The organism is Mesorhizobium sp. WSM1293 (genome assembly GCF_000513875.1).
Taxonomy (GTDB): domain Bacteria; phylum Pseudomonadota; class Alphaproteobacteria; order Rhizobiales; family Rhizobiaceae; genus Mesorhizobium; species Mesorhizobium ciceri.
On the sequence record NZ_AZUV01000001.1, the window covers coordinates 525,677 to 543,301 of the forward strand.

Consider the following 17,625-nt stretch of genomic DNA (forward strand, 5'->3'; position numbering starts at 1 on the left):
GCGGTTTTGGGACAACGACATCCACAAAACAGGAATCTGAAGCGCATCGGCGAAGCCGAAGCGCTTCAAGCACGCATCCGTTCGAAATTGGCGTCGAACAGCGACACCGCCTGAATGCGCGCCGCATGGCGCTTGCCCAGCAGCTCGATCTCGAAGCCGTCGCTCTCATCAGCGATCTCCTTCGGCACATAGCCGACGGCGACGGATTTCTTCGAATGATGCGCATAGCCGCCCGACGTCACCCAGCCGCGCACCGCACCATCGAACCAGATCGGCTCATCGCCAATGACATCGGCATCATCGGCATCGACGATAAAAGCGCGCAGGCGCAATTTGCCGCCCTGCCTGCGCTCGGCCAGCGCCGCGGCCTTGCCTATGAAATCGGCGTCCTTGCCATAAGCAACGAAGCGGTCGAGCCCCGCTTCCAGCGGCCCGTAGATCGGCCGGTACTCGCGCCCCCATGAGCCGTAATTCTTGTCCAGCCGCAGCGCATTGAGGGCGCGCGAGCCGAACAGGCCGATGCCGAATTCCCCGCCCGCCGCCATCAGTGCTTGATAGGCGGCGCGCTGGTATTCCGGCGCCACCCAGATCTCGTAGCCGAGATCGCCGGTATAGCTCACACGGCCGACCAGGCACGGCGCCATGCCGATATCCATCCGGCCAATGGCCATGAAGGAAAAGGCCGCATTGGAGACATCCGAGCGCGTCGCCTTTGCCAGCACATCCCGCGCCTTCGGGCCTGCGATCGACAGACCGGTGAGCTTCGCGCCCAGCGCCTCGATGCGGACCGATCCATCGTCAGGCAGGTGCTTTTCGAACCAGCGCATGTGGTATTGCTCGGCGATGCCGGAGCCGGCGAGAAACCAGCCCTCGCTTCCGAGATTGGCGAGGGTGAAATCGCCGATCAGTCTGCCGTCTTCCTTCAGCATCGGCGCCAGCGTCATGCGGCCGGGCTTGGGCAGTTTGCAGGCAAGCATCCGGTCGAGCCAGGCGGCCGCTCCCTCACCCGTCACCTTGTATTTGGCGAAGCTCGAAATCTCCGACAGGCCGACACCGTCGCGAACTGTGGCGACCTCCTTGGCGACCTGCGTGAAATCGCTCGAGCGGCGCCAGGAGAATTCGTCCTTGACGCCTTCCGGCGCGTACCACAGCGGCACTTCCAGCCCATAGGCAACGCCCCATTGCGCACCCTTGGCCGACAGCAGGTCGTAGACCGGCGTCGTCTTCAGCGGCCGCCCGGCGGGCAGCTCCTCATTGGGGAAGCGGATCGAAAAGCGCCTGGAATAATTCTCGCGCACCTTGGCGTTGGTATAGGCCATCGTCGCCCAGTCGCCGTAGCGCGCGACATCCATCGCCCAGATGTCGGCGCCGGGATCGCCCTCGATCATCCAGTTCGACAAAGCGAGGCCGACGCCGCCGCCTTGCGAAAACCCGGCCATGACACCGCAGGCGACCCAGAAGCCCGGCAGCCCGCGCACCGGCCCGACCAATGGGTTGCCGTCGGGCGCGAAGGTGAAAGGCCCGTTGATGATCTGCTTGATGCCCGTGTTCTGGAAGGCCGGGAAATGGCGGAAGCCGACCTCAAGCGACGGCGCGATGCGGTCGATGTCGGGCGCCAGCAATTCATGGCCGAAATTCCATGGCGTCTGGTATTCGGACCATGGCTTGTTGGCCTTTTCGTAAGTGCCCATCAGCATGCCGCCGCGCTCCTGGCGCAGGTAAAGCTCGCCATCGAAGTCGACCGCGTGGATGATCTCGGTGCCGGTCTTGGCGTTCCAGGCGGCGACCTCCGGCATGTCCTCGGTGATCAGGTACATGTGCTCCATGGCCAGCACCGGCAGTTCGAGGCCGACCATGCGGCCGACCTCGCGCGCCCACAGGCCGCCGGCGTTGACGACATGCTCGGCCACCACCTCGCCCTTGTTGGTGATGACCCGCCACAGCCCGTCAGGGCGCCGCACGATGTCCTCGACCTTGGTGAAACGCTCCACTTCCGCCCCAAGTTTCCGCGCGGCCTTGGCATAGGCGTGGGTGACGCCGGAGGGATCGAGATGGCCGTCCTCTTTGTTCCTGACCGCGCCGACGAACTGCTTGGGATCGAGCAGCGGCATCAGTTCGGCCGCTTCGTTGGGCGAGATCTCCTCGAGCTCGATGCCGAGATAGCGGCCCTTGGCGACGACGCCGCGCAGCCAGTCGAGCCGCGCCTCGGTCGCTGCCAGAAGCACGCCACCGGTCAGATGCACGCCGGTCGCCTGGCCGGAAAGCTCCTCGATCTCCTTGTAGAGATTGATCGTGTATTTCTGCAGCTTGGCGACGTTGGGGTCGCCATTGATGGTGTGCATGCCCCCGGCCGCGTGCCAGGTCGAGCCTGAGGTCAGCTCGTCGCGCTCCAGCAGGACAACATCGGTCCAGCCGTGGCGGGCGAGATGGAACAACACGGAGCATCCGACGACGCCACCGCCAACGACCACGACCTTTGCATGCGATTTCATGGATTTTTTCTCTGATATCAGTGAGTTGAATGGGTGAATGGATTCAAGCTGGGAACGATCACGGCTCTCCCTGCCCGATCGCTTCCTTGCGCCTGGCCATGTAAGCCTCTAGCGCCTCGCGCACGGCGATATCCATCACCGGCTCGACATAGTCCTCCAGCGCTTTCTTCCACAGCCGCGTTGCGCGTGCCGTGGCGTCGAGGCCGCCGGCTTCCTGCCAGGCTTCGTAATTCTGCCAGTTGGACAGCATCGGCTGGTAGAAGGCAGTGGCGTAGCGCTCCAGCGTGTGCGGCTCGCCGAAGAAATGCCCGCCGGTTGGCACCGCACCCAAAGCCTCGACGGCGAGTTCCGCCTCATTGACTTCGATCGGGCGCAAGAACTCCATCATATGCTGGATCATCTCGACATCGATGATGAGTTTTTCGAACGACGCCGTCAGCCCGCCCTCCTGCCAGCCGGCGGCGTGGTAGACGAGGTTGCCGTGGCCGAGCACCGCGCCCCACAGTGCCATCAGCGTCTCATAGGCGCCCTGCGCGTCGGCGGCATTGGAAGCCGAGCCTGGCGTCGTGCGGTAGGGCAGCCCGTAGCGCCGCGCCAGTTGCCCTGACGCAATGTTGGCCTTGGTATTCTCAGGCGTGCCGAAGGCCGGCGCGCCCGACTTCATGTCGACATTGGAGGTGAAGGCGCCATACATGACCGGCGCGCCCGGACGGACAAGCTGCGTCAGCACTACGCCGAACAGCGCCTCGGCATTCTGCTGCGCCAGCGCCCCGGCCAGCGTCACCGGGCTCATCGCCCCCATCAGCGTGAACGGCGTCACCGCCACCGACTGGCCGAACTCGGCCATGGTCATCAGGCCTTCGGCCATCATCTCGTCGAAGCGGCGCGGGGAGTTGACCGAGATGATCGTGGTGATACCGGGATCGTCGCGCATCTGGTCGAGCGTCAGCCCACGCGAAATCGCCATCATCTCGATGCCGTCCAATGCCCTGCCCCGGCCGATCGCCGAGACATGGAAACTCTTGTCGGTCAGCGTCAGATTGGTGAAATAAGTGTCGAGATGGCGGGAGTTTGCCGGCAGCTCCACCGGCGCGCAGACCTGGTTGCCCAGCATGTGGATGCAGTTGAAATGCTGCGCCAGCCGTGTGAGATCCGAATAGTCGCGCAAATTGCCGGCGCGGCGGCCGCGCTCCATGTCATGGACATTGGGCGGCCCGGCAACGAGGGTGAAATTGATGGTGTTGCCGCCCAGATGAACCGCGTTGGCCGGGTTGCGCGGCGTCAACACATAGCTGGGCTGCGTGGTCTTCAGCACGTCTTCGATCAGGCCGCGATCGATGCGGACATTCGCTGAGGCATGATCGACCCTGGCGCCGGCCTTCTCGAACAGCGACAACGCCCGCGGGCTCATCACCTCGATGCCGAAATTCTCCAATATGTGCATCGACGCCTGATGGATCTGCTCGATCTGATCGGGCGAGAGCATGGCCATTGGCGGATAGGGATTGGTCACCCGCCTGAGCGGCAGTTGCGGAATGGCCGATGGCCCCCGATTGCTGGTGCGCTCGGCGCCGCGTTTGCGTCTTGGTTCGTTCATGCCTGGCATCAAAGCCCCGGCAAACCAGGTAAGCTGTCATAAATACGCCGTCTGCGGGCGTGATTTTAGCCACGGCGGCATTTCCGCAGTATCCATTTATAGAATACGACGAAGTATGTCGGATTGTTGATATGGGATTTCCTCGAGCGACCGCTCGGGCGAAGCGTTAATGGACGCTGCAAGATTCCCTTTATGATTTCGGCCTATTGCTCTGCCGATGCGTAGTTCGAGTTTTAGTAAAATTGGTGCGGTTTGCGTGCTGCTGGCGCTTTCGGCCTGCGCCACGCCGCCCAGCCACATCAACAATGTTTGCGCCGTCTTCGACCAGAATGACGGCTGGTTCGACAACTGGCAGTCTGCCGCCGAGCGCACGCAGCAGAAATACGGCATCCCCGTTCCCGTACTGATGGCGACGGTGCGCAAGGAATCGGGCTTCAAGAGCAATGCAAGGCCGCCGCGTACCAAGCTGCTCGGCTTCATTCCGTGGAAGCACGTCTCCACGGCCACCGGCTTCTCGCAGGCGCTGGACGGCACCTGGTCGCAATATCAGCGCGAGACCGGCAACTGGGCGGCGCGGCGGACGAAATTCGCCGATGCGGTCGATTTCGTCGGCTGGTATCATTCCAAGACATCTGACACCTACGGCGTCGCCCGCAACGACACCTACAATCTCTACCTTGCCTACTATCTCGGCTGGACCGCCTATGGCCGCGGCAACAGGGGCGATGCCGGTGTGCAGGGCTATGCCCGGGCCACCGACAAGATGGCGCGGGACTATGCCCAGCAGTTGAGCGAGTGCGGGAACTGATCTTGCCGCATCGTTGATCTCGATCTTCGGACGGTCAACTCGGCCTTTTACCTCGCGGACGCTTTGGTGGCGTGCCAGCAAAACCGGGGCCATCGCCATGCGGCGCGTCGTCCGGCATACCTTCGTGCGCGGCGTGTTCCTTGTCGAACTTGATCACGGGCTCCATCTTGGCCAGCACGTCGTCGGAGAGCCAGCACAGGCTCATATGACCGTCGCCGAGATGCTTGACCGGCGGCACCTTGGTCTCGCAGAGATTGTCCGGCACCAGCTTCTTGTAGCCGCAACGGGTCTGGAACGGACACCCGGATGGCGGGTTCATCGCCGACGGGATGTCGCCTTCCAGCACGATGTGCTTCTTCACGACACTCGTGTCGGCGATCGGGATCGCCGACAGCAGCGCCTCGGTGTAGGGATGATAGGGCGGTGCGAAGATCTGGTCGGTCGTGCCTTGCTCGACGATGTAGCCGAGATACATGACGACGACGCGGTCGGCGATGTAGCGAACGACGGACAGATCGTGGCTGATAAACAGCATCGTCGTCTTGTTCTTGCGCTGGATGTCCATCAGCAGTTCGGTCACCGCCGCCTGCACCGACACGTCCAATGCCGAGACCGGCTCGTCGGCCACCACCACCTTGGCGTCACCGGCAAAGGCTCGCGCCACGCCGATGCGCTGCTTCTGGCCGCCCGAAAGCTGACGCGGCTTGCGGGTTTCGAATGCCCGCGGCAGCTTCACCAGGTCGAGCAGCTCCAGCATCCGCTTGCGGCGATCGGCAACCGTCTTGCCGACATTGAACTTCTCCAGCGTGCGGATGATCTGCGAACCGACCGAATGGCTGGGATTGAGCGTGTCGAACGGATTCTGGAACACCATCTGGATCGACGACACCGTGTCGACGCTCCGTTTGTCGATCCCCGTCGACTGGATTTCCGTGTTGCCCAGCGTCACCGTGCCGGCACTTGCCGTCTCCAGCCCGAGCAGCACCTTGGCCAGCGTCGACTTTCCGCAGCCGGATTCGCCGACGATGGCGACCGTCTCGGATTCGCGCGCCATGAACGAGATCGTCTCGTTGGCCTTGACGACGCGGCCCTCACTCGAGCCGAACACCTCGCTGCCGCCGACCCTGTAATATTTTCTGAGGTCCTCGATCTTCAGCACCGGCGCGCCGGGCACGACGCGCTCATTGACCTTCTTGGCACCGGGTGGCAGCGCCTCCCAGTCGATCTCGTTGAAGCGCACGCAGCGCGAGAAATGGCCTTCGTGACCAGCGACCTCGATCATCGGGATTTCGGCGGCGTTGCAGACACCCTCGACGAAATGGTGGCAGCGCGGGCCGAAATTGCAGCCCTTGGGCCGCTCGTGCGGCAGCGGCAGCTGTCCGGGGATGGAGATCAGCGGCCGTGAGTTCTTGTCGGCGCCCGGCAGCGGGATCGAGCGGAACAGCCCTTGCGTATAGGGGTGGCGCATCCGGTCGAACACGTCCTTGATCTTGCCGGTCTCCACCGCTTCGCCCGAATACATCACCGTGATGCGATCGCAGGTTTCCAGGATCAGGCCGAGATTGTGCGACACGAAGATCATCGACGTGCCGAACTTCTCGCCCAGCCCCTTGACCAGATCGACGATGCCCGCCTCCACCGTCACGTCGAGCGCCGTCGTCGGCTCGTCGAGCAAAAGCAGCGCCGGCTTCGACAGCAGCGCCATGGCAATGACGATGCGCTGCTGCTGGCCGCCGGAGAGCTGGTGCGGATAGGAGCGCATCATACGCTCGGGATCGGGCAATTTGACCGAGCGCACCATATCGAGGGCGCGTTTATAGGCCTCTTCCTTCGACACCTTGTCGTGGATCAGCGGCACTTCCATCAGCTGCTGGCCGACCTTCATCGCCGGGTTCAGGCTCGCCATCGGCTCCTGGTAGATCATGGCGATCTTGTTGCCGCGGATGGAACGCAACTCCTCGTCGGAGAGTTCGCCCATGTCCTTGCCCTGGAACTTGATCTTGCCGCCGACGATCTTCCCGATGTTGGAGAGGTCGCGCATGATGCCGAGCGACACGGTCGACTTGCCGCAGCCGGATTCGCCGACGATGCCCATCGCCTCGCCCGGCATGACGGTGCAGGAAAAATCCATGACCGCCGGTATCTCGCCCTTGCGGGTGAAGAAGGAGATCGACAGGTTCTCGATCTCGATGATCGGCCCTTTGGTTGGCCCGGGGGTCGGCTTGGCGGGATTTCGAACTGCCTCGTTCATGGGTCGCTCCAATCCTGGTTCTTCCAGGCCTGTTTCTCTCAGGCCCATCGGGTCGAAACCCGCGACATCAGTCTTTCATCGATTGTTCGCGCAGCGAGTCGGCGAGCAGGTTCAAGCCCAGCACGAACGACATCAGTGCGATGGTCGGCGGCAGCGCCGGATGGATGAAGGAGCGCAGCAGGCGGCTGGCGTCCTTGATCGCGGTGCCCCAGTCCGGGCTTTCCGGCGCCAGGCCAAGGCCGAAATAACCGAGCGTGCCGAGCAGGATCGTGGTGTAGCCGATGCGCAGGCAGGCATCGACGATCAGTGGCCCGCGCGCATTGGGCAGGATCTCCCACAGCATGATGTACCAGGGCGATTCACCGCGCGTCTGCGCCGCCGCCACATAATCGCGCGTCTTGATGTCCATCACCAGGCCACGCACGATGCGGAACACGCCGGGGCTGGAGGCGAACACCACCGCCACGAAGATGTTGAGCTGGTTTGGATCGATATGGACGATGTGCAGCGGGTCCTTATCGAACACAAGGCCGAGATAGATCCAGCCACCGAGGATCAGGGTGATGCCGAGCAGGATGTAGAGCCGGTCGGGCCGGTTCTTGTAGCGGGTCCAGAACAGCACGCTGAAGAAGATGATCGGGAACAGGAAGAACACGCCGGCCATGCCGTACGGGATCGGCGTGTCCATGATACCCGGCGTCACCAAGAGGTAGAACAGCAGGATCACCGGGAAGGCCAGCACAAGGTTGGCCAGGAACGACAGCACGGTGTCGATCTTGCCGCCGTAATAGCCGGCGGGCAGGCCGAGCGTGATGCCGACCATCAGCGCGAAGCCGGTCGCGGCAGGCGCGATGATCAGCACGATCTGGCTGCCATAGACCATGCGCGAAAACACGTCGCGCGCCAGCTTGTCGCCGCCGAACAGATAGGTCAGCCCCGACTGCGGTTCGACGGCGCCCGGCAGCACGTCCTTCATGATCGGAATCTGGGCCAGCGGATCGAAGGGCGATATGGTCGCGGCGAAGATCGCCGTGAACAGCCAGAACAGGCAGATGCCGACGCCGACGATGCCGACACCGCTGTCGAACAGCTGGCCGTAGAGCGCCAGCTTCTTCTTGTAGGCGAAGCTCGCGCCCATGACGATGACGAGCGCGATCCAGACCGGCCAGAAGCGCGACAGCACTTCGAAAACGACGGTGAAGCCACTGATGTATTGAACCGGCATCGGCTTCGCTCCCTACTGAACTCTGATACGCGGATTGAGAAATGCGTAGCCGACATCGGAAATGAGCTGCGTGATCAAGACGATGAACACCGAGACCAGCGAGCAGCCGAGCAAAAGGTCGATATCGTTGTTGCCGGCCGCCTCGACCAGCGTGTAGCCGAAGCCCTGGTAGCGGAACATCACCTCGACGATGACGACGCCGGTGAGCAGCCAAGGGAACTGCAGCATGATGACGGTGAACGGTGCGATCAGCGCGTTGCGTAAGGCATGTTTGACCACCACGCTGCCGAAGGAGAGACCCTTCAACCGCGCAGTACGGATATATTGCTGCGTCATCACTTCGACCATCGAAGCTCGCGTCATGCGGGCGATATAGCCGATGCCGTAGATCGCCAGCGTCATCACCGGCAGTGTGAAATTGTAGAAGGTGATGCCCTGGCTGGCCGAAGCCGCCGAGCCGTTCAGCCAGCCTAGCCATGAGGCGAAGATGACGGTGAAGATGACGCCCGACACATATTCAGGCGTCGCCGTCGAGGCGATCGACGCCACGGACAGCACCCGGTCGGTTCGCGACCCCTCACGCATGCCGGCCAGAATGCCGATCAGCAGCGAGATCGGCACCATCACCGCCAGCACCCAGAACATCAGGATGCCGGTAGCGCCGAGTGCCGGAAACAGTTTTGAGGCGACGGTCGCCTTGAACTTGGTCGAGCAGCCGAAATCGCCCTGGAAAACGCCGGCAAAGGTCGGCACGAGCGGATCGTTGCAGAAGGAGAAACGCTGCGCCGGCTTACCGGTCGCCGGGTCGGTTACCGGCTGCTTGGGCAAGACACCAAGCCACTGGCCGTAGCGGACGAAGAAGTTCTGCCGGTAGCCATGGTTGACCAGCCAGCTCTCGAGCTGCTCGGCCGACGTATGCATTTCGGTCTGGCTGATCGCCAGCTTCTTCAGATTGGGTTCGAGGTTGATCAGGAAGAAGACGACCATGGTCAGGCACAGCATCGTCAATGCCATGGTGCCAAGACGCCTGATAACGAAGGAAAGCATGGCGGCCCCCTGCCGATGGGTTGGGGTTTGAGCCGGCTATGAAAGCCAACCCTGCCGTGACCGGCGGGGCTGGCTGTCAAACAGGCCTTCGGATGCGATCAACCCTGTTTTTGTTGCATGGCCTTGCCCGCGAGTCCGCAACTTTTTTGAGAATGTGCGGACCAGCAGGGACGGACAATGCAAAGAGCGAGGGAAGGGAGCGAGCCCCTTCCCTCCATGTCGATGCGATATCAAGCCTGGTCGAGCCAGACCTTGCCGTAGTCGCGCTCGAAGGTCGGGTGCATCTTATAGTTCTGCACCGCCTTCACCGAGTGGCTGTAGAGCTTGCGCCAGTACGGCTGGATCATGATGCCGGAATCCTGCAGGATCTGCTCGATGTCCTTCATCATGTCCTTGCGCTTGGCGGCGTCGGCAACGGCGAGCGCCGCATTGAGCTTGGCATCCCAGTCCGGATTCGACCAGCCGGCCTCGTTCCAGGCCTCGCCGGTGCGATAGGCGATGGCCAGAACCTGGACGCCGAGCGGACGCATGTTCCAGTTGGTCATCGACAGCGGATACTTCGTCCAGTCGTTCCAGAACGTGGAACCCGGCAGAACGGTGCGCTTCACCTTGATGCCGGCGTCGCGCAGCTGGGCGGCGATCGCATCGCCGGTGTTCTTGTGCCAGTCTTCGTCGACGGTGATCAGCTCGTGTTCGAAGTCGGCTTGGCCGGCTTCCGCCATCAGCGCCTTCGCCTTGGCCGGATCACGGGCAACCTTGGGCAGCTCGTAATATTCCGGATGGATCGAGCAGACATGGTGGTTTTCGGCGACCGAGCCGGCATTGCCGTAGCCGAGCTGCAAGACGACATTGTTGTCGACCGCAAGCTGCAGCGCGTTGCGCACCTTCTGGTCGCCATAGGGCTTGTTGTTGACGTTGGTGCGGCAGACGATGGTCGACGCGGTGACGATTTCCGACTTCACCAGGTCCATGCCGTCGAGGATCGACACATAGTCGGCCGAAGTCTCGAAGTTGGTGTGCACTTCGCCGGCCTCGAAAGCGCTGACCATGGCTGCCGGATCGGTGCCGTAGTCGATGAATTCCAGGCCATCGAGGAACACTTCGCCGTCCCACCACTTGTCATCGGTGCGGCGTTTGTAGACCACCTTCTGACCGACATCGTAGGAGACGAGTTCGAACGGACCGGTGCCGATCGGGCAGGCCTTGAAGTCGCCGCCCTTCTCATCGAAGGTCTTGTGGACGATCAGCCCGGGATAGTCGCACATGTTCGGAATCAGCGCGATGTCCGGCTTGCTGAGCTTAAGCACGACCGTGTGGTCGTCCGGCTTGGTCACGGCGCTTTCGTCGAGCTTGTCGTCCTTGACCAGCGAGCCGAGACGGCCGGGCATGGAATTGCCTTCGGCTTTCTTGTCAGCCCAGCGCTTCAGGTTGAAGATGACGTCATCGGCGGTGAAGGCATCGCCATTCGACCAGGTGACGCCCTTGCGCACATGCAGCGTATACTGCGTGGCGTCGTCGTTGACGTCCCAGCTTTCCAGCAGATAGGGGCGAAACGTGTATTCGGAGGTGTACTTGACCAGCGGCTCCAGCGCCTGGCGCTCGGCATTGGCGATTTCCGACCAGTCGGCCTTGCGCGGGTCCTTGGGATCTTTGATCCACTGGGCGATCTTCAGCGTGCCGCCCTTCTTGCCCTTTACCTCTTCGGCCTTCGCCGGCGTCGGATCGGCGAGGCCGAGCAAGCCGTAAGCCATTGCCGTCGATGCGCCGAAGACGCTGGCCATGGCCAGGAATTCGCGGCGGTCCACCTTGCCTGCCTTGGCTTCTTCGGCCATGGCCAGGATGTGATCCGGAACGCGATCGCCATTACTCTTATAAATTGTCATGACTTAACTCCCATTGTTGGCTTTCCGCCTTTTAACATTCCGCATCCAGGCCATGATGTCAAAGACGGCGTGGATTGAGAACATGTTAGGGAATGTGCAACTTTGAAAGGGGAGCGGTTCGCGTGATAACGACAGTCTTGGCGCAAATTTGCTACTGTCCGACGGATTCTTCTGGAATCGCGATAGTCGATTAAACTGAGACATTTACTCTGGCCCGCACAGCACCAGAATCGATCCACCATGAGGCCAAAAGCCCCGCCGGACTGTCAGTATTCCTTCTCGTAGAAGATGCCGCCCTTGGCTTCGCCGGCATCGTTGGCCTCGCCGCGCAGCTTGACGCCGCGCCCGACATTGAGGTCGATCGTCGCCTTGCCCGAGCCAGGCTTGTCGCCCTTCTGGATGGTGACATAGGTGCGGTCGTTGAGGTATTTGCCGGCCGAAACCGCCGTGCCGCCCTGGTCGTCGGTGGTGACGTCGAGATCGTCGACGCCAATGGCGCTGCGCAGGTTTTCCAGCAGCGACGTCGAGCCGCCGACGCCGGCCAGCTGCCCCGCCGCTTCGGCGAGCTGGGCGATCTGCAGCGGCGACAGGTTCGACATCGAGCGGCCGAAGATCAATTGCGCCAGCACCTCATCCTCGGGCAGCGCCGGCACCGAGGAGAAGGTGAACTTCGGATTGGTCGCTTCGCCCGACACCACGATGGTGACGGTGGCGCTGGTCGTCGTCGTGGTCGCCGTCAAATTGAGATAGGGCACCAGCGAGCCGGAAAACCCGACCGTGCCTTCGGTGAAGGTCAGCCGCTTGCCGAGGATCGACAGTCGTCCGCGCTGCAAGGTGAAGGTGCCGACCGCTTGCGGCGACGAGGCCGGGCCGGTCAGCTTCAGCGAGCCGCCAAGTTCGGCATCAACGCCCCTGCCCTGGATGAAGATCTGATTCGGCGCGTTGACCGTGACATCGAGCGCAAGGCCGCTACCGCCGCCCTTGCCGCTGGTCGTCGGCGGCCGCAGCGCCTTGTCCTGCGCCTTGACCGCGCCCGGCGCGTTCTTGTGCTTGACGTCGAGCGCCGCCAGCGAGCCCGGCAATTTGTCGGGAACGGTGATCACCGTCTTGGCGAGATTGACGGTACCGGCGATGACCGGTGCGGAGGTCAGCGGTCCCTTGATCGTCAGGTCGCCGCCGAGATTGGCGGTCACCACCCTGCCGTCCGTATAGCGGCCGTCGACCAGCTTGATCGACAGGTCGGCCGGGAAACCCTGCGCCGGGTTGATGCCGACCGTGCCGCTGGCCGACAGGCTGCCGCGCGTCGACAGCGTTCCGGTCAGCCGGTTGATCCTGGCGACGCCGCCGGCAATCGAGACATCGGCGGCGAGATCGTTGACGGCGAGGCCGGAGCGCGCATCGACAAGGCGCGCACCCGAGGTGCTGATGCTGCCGCCGATGACGGGCGATGTCGCGGGACCGCGCACCTGCACGTTGACATTGGCGGTTCCAGACAAAGACAGGCCCTGCGCGGCCAGCTTCTGGCTGAGCAGACCGAACGGCACGACGCCATTGAAGTCGAGCACCAGTGACGGCGTGCCGGCCGTCGTCACGGTGCCGCCGCCCTTGAGGCCAAGGCCGGCGCCATCGCCGACATTGGCATTGAAGGTCAGCTTGTTGCCGCCGAAGGTGCCCGACGAGGAGACACTCACCGCACCGACACCGGCACCGCGCGTCTGCGAGGTCTGCACGCCGGCCGCGTCGAGGTTGAAGGCAATGGCGGGGTTCGCCGGCGCACCCGTCACCTTGACCGTGCCTGAGATCGAACCGGCGGCGTCGAGCCCCGGCGAGAAACTGTTGGCGAGCGACATCGGCACCCGCGCCAGCGTCGCATTGATGTCGAGCGCCGTGCCGACCTTGCCGGTCACCGTCGCCGTGCCGCCGCCAAGGTTGAGCACCAGCCGGTCCAGCGTCGTCGTGCCGTTGACGATGCTGACGGTCGAGGCCTGGGCGATGGCCGCCTTGATGCCTTGTACGGTCGCCTGGCCGGAGGCAAGCTCGATGGTCGTCGTGCCGTTGGCCGCTTTCACCCGGCCGGCGGCCTGTGCCGGAATGCCCTTGACGGTTGCGCCGCCGGAGAAGCCGGTCCAGTCGCCGTCGCGCTTCAAGTCGACATCGATGCCGCTGATCACGGTGCCGCCCGACGTGACGGTGTCGGCGTGGATCTTTCCGGAGATCACGGGCGCCGCCAGATAGTTGGCGACCAGCGCATCGATCGAGACGGCTTTCGCCTGCAGGTCGCCGCGCGTAATCGATGCTGTCGCCGCCTTGATTGCGACCTGTGGCGCATTGCCGTTCTTCGAAAAGGCGATCGTGCCGCGCACATCGCCTTCGGCCTTCTCCAGGGCAAGTGCTGCCAGCGGGCCGATATCGGGCAGGTCGAGCGCGATGGTGCCGACTGGCACGAACTTCTCATCCAGCGCCAGATCGCCGGAAATCCTGTTCTTGCCGAGCGACAGCAGCAGGCCATTGATGGCGCTCTTGCCGTCCGCCGTCGCCAGCACCGCACTGCCTTGCAGCGCCTGGCCGGCGACATTGCCGGTCAGCTGCACATTCGCCGCCGGATTGGCGGCATCGGCCTTGCCGGTGGCGGTCAGCTTCAGCCCGATGATCTCTCGCGCCGCCACGAGAAGGCGGTCGCTGTCGATGGTCAACGACAGGTCCGGCGCCGCGGCCGGGCCCTGCGCGTTCAACGCAAAAGCGATGGCGCCCTTGGCGTCTTTCGACAGCAGCGAGATGTCGCTCAGCGCACCCTTGATGTCGGCGGCTACCTTGTTGTCGGCAAGGCTGGCTTGCCCGTCTGCGGTCAGCGCGCCCGAGGTCAGCTTCAATCCGCCTATAGCGATACTGCCGTTGGGGTCGCGCTTCAGCGTGGCGCTGATCTCAGCGCGTTCGCCAAGCATGCCGCGTGCCGCCGCCGGCAAGGCCGACGACGGGGCATCCGCCTTCAGATTGAGGTCGATGGCACCGTCACGCAGCGATACCTGGCCGGCAACCTGGCTGTTCAGCGCATCGCTCTTGAGCGAGCCGCTGTCTATGGCAACCGCATCGGCTGTCAGGCGACCGCTGAGCGCCGCCGTGACCTTGCCGGCGATCAGCGGCGCAATCACCGGATTGTCGAGACCGACCTTGTCCACCGACACTGTGCCGGAAACCGGCCCTGCACGGTTCTTGAGATCGAACGCATCCGAGTGCAACGCCAGGGCAAGCCCGTCCACCTTCGCTGGACTGGTGACGATCGAGGGCAGGATCGCGGAGACATCCAGGCGGGCCCGCGTGCTCTCGCCCGCCACCTTTGCCGACAAGGACCGGATCTCGATCTTGACCGGGCTCTCGGCGCTGCCGACAGTCAGGGGCAGACTGGGGCCGGATGAGATGAGATCGAGCGCAAAATCGCTGGCGCCGTTCGGATTGAGGGTGCCGGCTGCCTTGCCGGAAATCTTGTCACCGGTCAGTGTCGCTTGATCGAGCACAACGCCGCCGGCCATGGTGTAACTGCCGGCCGCGTCGACAGCCAGCGGCCCGAGCCCCGCCTGCCGGGTCTGGCTGGTTTCGACACCGGCCAGTTGCGCATTGAAGCGGACATCGGGAGCGGCCGGCGGTCCGGTCACTCCAACCGTGCCGCTGAGCGTGCCGACAGCGTCGAGGCCGGGCGAAAATTCATTGGCGAGCGCCGCGGGCAGTGCCGAAAATTGCGCCGCGAGGTCGAGCGTCTGACCGGCAGTGCCCGACAGCGTCACCGAACCGCCGCCGACATCGAGCGCCAGTTTCTCGATGCTGGCCGTGCCGTTGGCGATGCTCAGTGTCGACGCCTGAGCGATTGCCGCCTTGATGCCGCGAACCGTCGCCTCGCCCGAGGCAATCTCGACGCTCGTCTTGCCGTCGGCGATCTTCACCCGGCCGGCAGCGGTCGCCGGAATGCCCGCTATGGTGGCGCCGCCGGTGAAATTGGTCCAATCGCCGTCGCGCTTCAGGTCGACGCCGATGCCGCTGATTTCGGTGGTTCCGGAAGTGACGCTGTCAGCCTTTATCGAACCGGCGATCGCCGGCGCCTTGAGATAATTGGCGATCAGCGCATTGACGGTGATGGCCTTGGCCGTCACGTCGCCACGCGCGATCGAAGTGCTCTTCGCATCGATCGTGACGGAGGGCGCGTCGCCCTCCTTGGCAAAGCCGATGGTGCCGTCGATGTCGCCCGTCACCGCCTGGCCGGCCAGTGCGGCCAACTGGTCGATAGCGGGCGCGTCGAGCGTCAGCGTACCGAGCGGCATGTACGTGTCGTCCAGCGCGAGATCGCCCGAGACCTTGTTGTCGCCCAGCGAGACCAGGAATCCGTTGATCGAACGCTTGCCCTCGCTTGTCACCAGTGCTGCCTTGATATCGAGCGGCTGGTCGTTGACGGAGCCGGTCAGCGATACGTTGGCGGCGGGACTGGTGATATCGGCCTTGCCGCTTGCCGTCAGCTTGATGCTCTTCACCGTGCGGCCCGATGCCGTCAGGCTGTCGCTGTCTGCGGTAACGGTGAAGTCGGGCGCCGTCATGGCGCCGCTTGCCGACAGCGCGAAATCAACGCCACCGGCAACCGGCACGCCGACTGTCGGCGACAGCACGGAAACGTCGCCCAATTTGCCCTTGATGTCGGCCTGGATGTCGGTGCCCTGCATGCTGGCCGTGCCGGCGGCGCTGAGCGTGCCGGACGTGAATTCGATCGAGTTGGCGGCGAAGGATCCCTGCGGATCGCGGGCCGCGGTGGCCGAGAATTTCACCCGGGCGCCAAGCACCGAGGCGATCTGCGGCGGAAAGGCCGTCGCCACGGCATCCGCGTTCATCTTCAGCTGCATCGACAGGTCGGCAAGCGCCACCGTCGCCGTCAGAGAGGCGTTGAGCGCGTCGGAGCGCAGCGTGCCCTGGTCGATGGCAATGGCATCCTTGCTGACCGACCCGGCCAGATCGACATCGATCTTGCCGGTGATCAGCGGCGCCAGCGTCGCCACGTCGGTGTTGAGGCCACCTGCCTGCAGCTTGACAGTGACCGGCCCGGCGCGGTTCTGGATGTCAAAGCCGTCGGAATGGATCTGCGCCGCCAGATCATCCAGCCGCGTGCCGCCAGCAACGATGGAGACGAAGGAGGCGCCGATGTCGATGATCGGCGCCTTGCCGTCGCCGAAGGCGCGGGCGGTGGCATTGCTGATCGCCAGCGTGATCGGTTGCGCCTTGCTGCCGACGCTGATCACAACGGGCGGACCCTTGGCGGCGAGTTCGATCGAGAGGTCGCTGGCGCCGGCAGGATCGACAATGCCGGTCGCGGTGCCGTGCACCGCATCGCTGTCGATGTTGGCGCGGTCGACACTGACGCCACCGGCCGATGTGGCGGTGCCGGCGACATCGAAGCTGGTCTTGCCGGCAAACAGCGGCTTGAGATTCTCAGGCAGGAAGCGAGCGAAATCGCCGTCGCCCTTGGCCTCAACATGATTACCTTTGTCGGTCAGTTGGTGCCGGCCTGTCAGTTGGGTGACGATCTTGCCGTCGACCGAGAACGTGCCGATGCCGTTCCAATTGGCGAGCGGCCCGGTGCCCGAGACAATTATGTCGACCGGCGGCGTATCGGGCAGCTTGAGCAGATTGGCGATGATGCCGCCTGCCGGCTCCGAGGCCTTCAGGTCAAGATCGAGCCTGTTGTCCGCCGGCGCAAAGTGGATCTTGGCGTCGACATTGCCTTGCTTGCCGTCATGGCGGGTGACGTTGAGCACCGTCTCGACCGCCAGAGGCGCGGCGTCGGCCTTGAGCATGCCCCTGGCGGCAAGTTCGGCGATGCCGCTCCCGGCCAGTTGCTGGCCAAGCGCTATCTCGGGCAGGTCGATCTGCTTGATGTCGATGGAAACCGGCAGCGTCGTCGTGCCGCCGCTCGGCGCGGGCTGCGTGCTGGCCACCGGCAATCGCGCCAGTTCAATACGCTCGGCAGCGATACGGTCGGCGCTGAAGTTTTTCGACAGCAGCGCCAGCGGCGACCAGTCGACGGCCACCTTGCGCGCCACCAGCCAGGCGCCCTCGCGGTCCTCCAGCACGACATGGTCGACGCTGAGCGCCCCGGACCAGATGCCATCTATGCCGCTGACCGTGATCTTGCGGTCGTCGGTCGATGCCAGCCGCGAAATGATGCCGGCGAGATTGTCGCGGCCGCGCTCGGTCTTGGTTAGCACCACCAGCGCGCCGATCGCTCCCGCAATCACGATCAGCAGGGTGTAGAGAACAATGCGGAGGATGCGCCAGACTGTTTTCATCG

General features: G+C 63.7%; 8 protein-coding genes. 1 reads left to right on the top strand and 7 read right to left on the bottom strand.

Annotated elements, in window-relative coordinates; genetic code table 11:
* Positions 1–65 precede the first annotated feature (65 nt).
* Positions 66–2,492 carry an FAD-dependent oxidoreductase gene (locus M729_RS0102650; protein ID WP_027160680.1) on the bottom strand — a complete coding sequence of 809 codons (2,427 nt, stop codon included), beginning with the start codon at positions 2,490–2,492 and terminating at the stop codon, positions 66–68.
* A gap of 58 nt (positions 2,493–2,550) precedes the next feature.
* The gene (locus tag M729_RS0102655; protein ID WP_024501515.1) at positions 2,551–4,089 is read right to left on the bottom strand and encodes a trimethylamine methyltransferase family protein; all 1,539 of its coding nucleotides are present in this window, start codon (positions 4,087–4,089) and stop codon (positions 2,551–2,553) included.
* A 217-nt stretch (positions 4,090–4,306) separates the two neighbouring features.
* Between M729_RS0102655 and M729_RS0102660 the strand changes: the two genes are divergently transcribed.
* On the top strand, positions 4,307–4,897 hold the full coding sequence (locus tag M729_RS0102660) for a transglycosylase SLT domain-containing protein (protein WP_024501516.1): 591 nt from the start codon (positions 4,307–4,309) through the stop codon (positions 4,895–4,897).
* Positions 4,898–4,931: 34 nt separating this feature from the next.
* On the opposite strand, the gene M729_RS0102665 is transcribed toward M729_RS0102660, so the two are convergent.
* From M729_RS0102665 to M729_RS0102685, 5 genes are all read right to left on the bottom strand, one after another.
* Positions 4,932–7,148, bottom strand: a complete 2,217-nt coding sequence (locus tag M729_RS0102665; protein WP_024501517.1) for an ABC transporter ATP-binding protein — start codon at positions 7,146–7,148, stop codon at positions 4,932–4,934.
* A 67-nt stretch (positions 7,149–7,215) separates the two neighbouring features.
* A complete protein-coding gene (locus tag M729_RS0102670; RefSeq protein ID WP_013530884.1) occupies positions 7,216–8,373 on the bottom strand; it encodes an ABC transporter permease in 1,158 nt (385 codons plus the stop codon).
* Between the two features lie 12 nt (positions 8,374–8,385).
* Entirely contained in the window at positions 8,386–9,420 is a 1,035-nt protein-coding gene (locus M729_RS0102675; protein WP_013530883.1) for an ABC transporter permease, read from the bottom strand.
* Between the two features lie 230 nt (positions 9,421–9,650).
* Positions 9,651–11,303, bottom strand: a complete 1,653-nt coding sequence (locus tag M729_RS0102680) for an ABC transporter substrate-binding protein (RefSeq protein ID WP_013530882.1) — start codon at positions 11,301–11,303, stop codon at positions 9,651–9,653.
* A gap of 266 nt (positions 11,304–11,569) precedes the next feature.
* Positions 11,570–17,623, bottom strand: coding sequence for a translocation/assembly module TamB domain-containing protein (locus M729_RS0102685; RefSeq protein WP_027160681.1), 6,054 nt, complete (start codon positions 17,621–17,623; stop codon positions 11,570–11,572).
* Positions 17,624–17,625: the final 2 nt, after the last annotated feature.

What these genes read in the sequence shown, in the direction of transcription:
- M729_RS0102670 (WP_013530884.1), bottom strand. Translation starts at nt 8,373, where the DNA reads ATGCCGGTTCAATACATCAGTGGCTTCACCGTCGTTTTCGAAGTGCTG.
- M729_RS0102660 (WP_024501516.1), top strand. Translation starts at nt 4,307, where the DNA reads ATGCGTAGTTCGAGTTTTAGTAAAATTGGTGCGGTTTGCGTGCTGCTG.
- M729_RS0102680 (WP_013530882.1), bottom strand. Translation starts at nt 11,303, where the DNA reads ATGACAATTTATAAGAGTAATGGCGATCGCGTTCCGGATCACATCCTG.
- M729_RS0102665 (WP_024501517.1), bottom strand. Translation starts at nt 7,148, where the DNA reads ATGAACGAGGCAGTTCGAAATCCCGCCAAGCCGACCCCCGGGCCAACC.
- M729_RS0102655 (WP_024501515.1), bottom strand. Translation starts at nt 4,089, where the DNA reads ATGAACGAACCAAGACGCAAACGCGGCGCCGAGCGCACCAGCAATCGG.
- M729_RS0102650 (WP_027160680.1), bottom strand. Translation starts at nt 2,492, where the DNA reads ATGAAATCGCATGCAAAGGTCGTGGTCGTTGGCGGTGGCGTCGTCGGA.
- M729_RS0102675 (WP_013530883.1), bottom strand. Translation starts at nt 9,420, where the DNA reads ATGCTTTCCTTCGTTATCAGGCGTCTTGGCACCATGGCATTGACGATG.
- M729_RS0102685 (WP_027160681.1), bottom strand. Translation starts at nt 17,623, where the DNA reads ATGAAAACAGTCTGGCGCATCCTCCGCATTGTTCTCTACACCCTGCTG.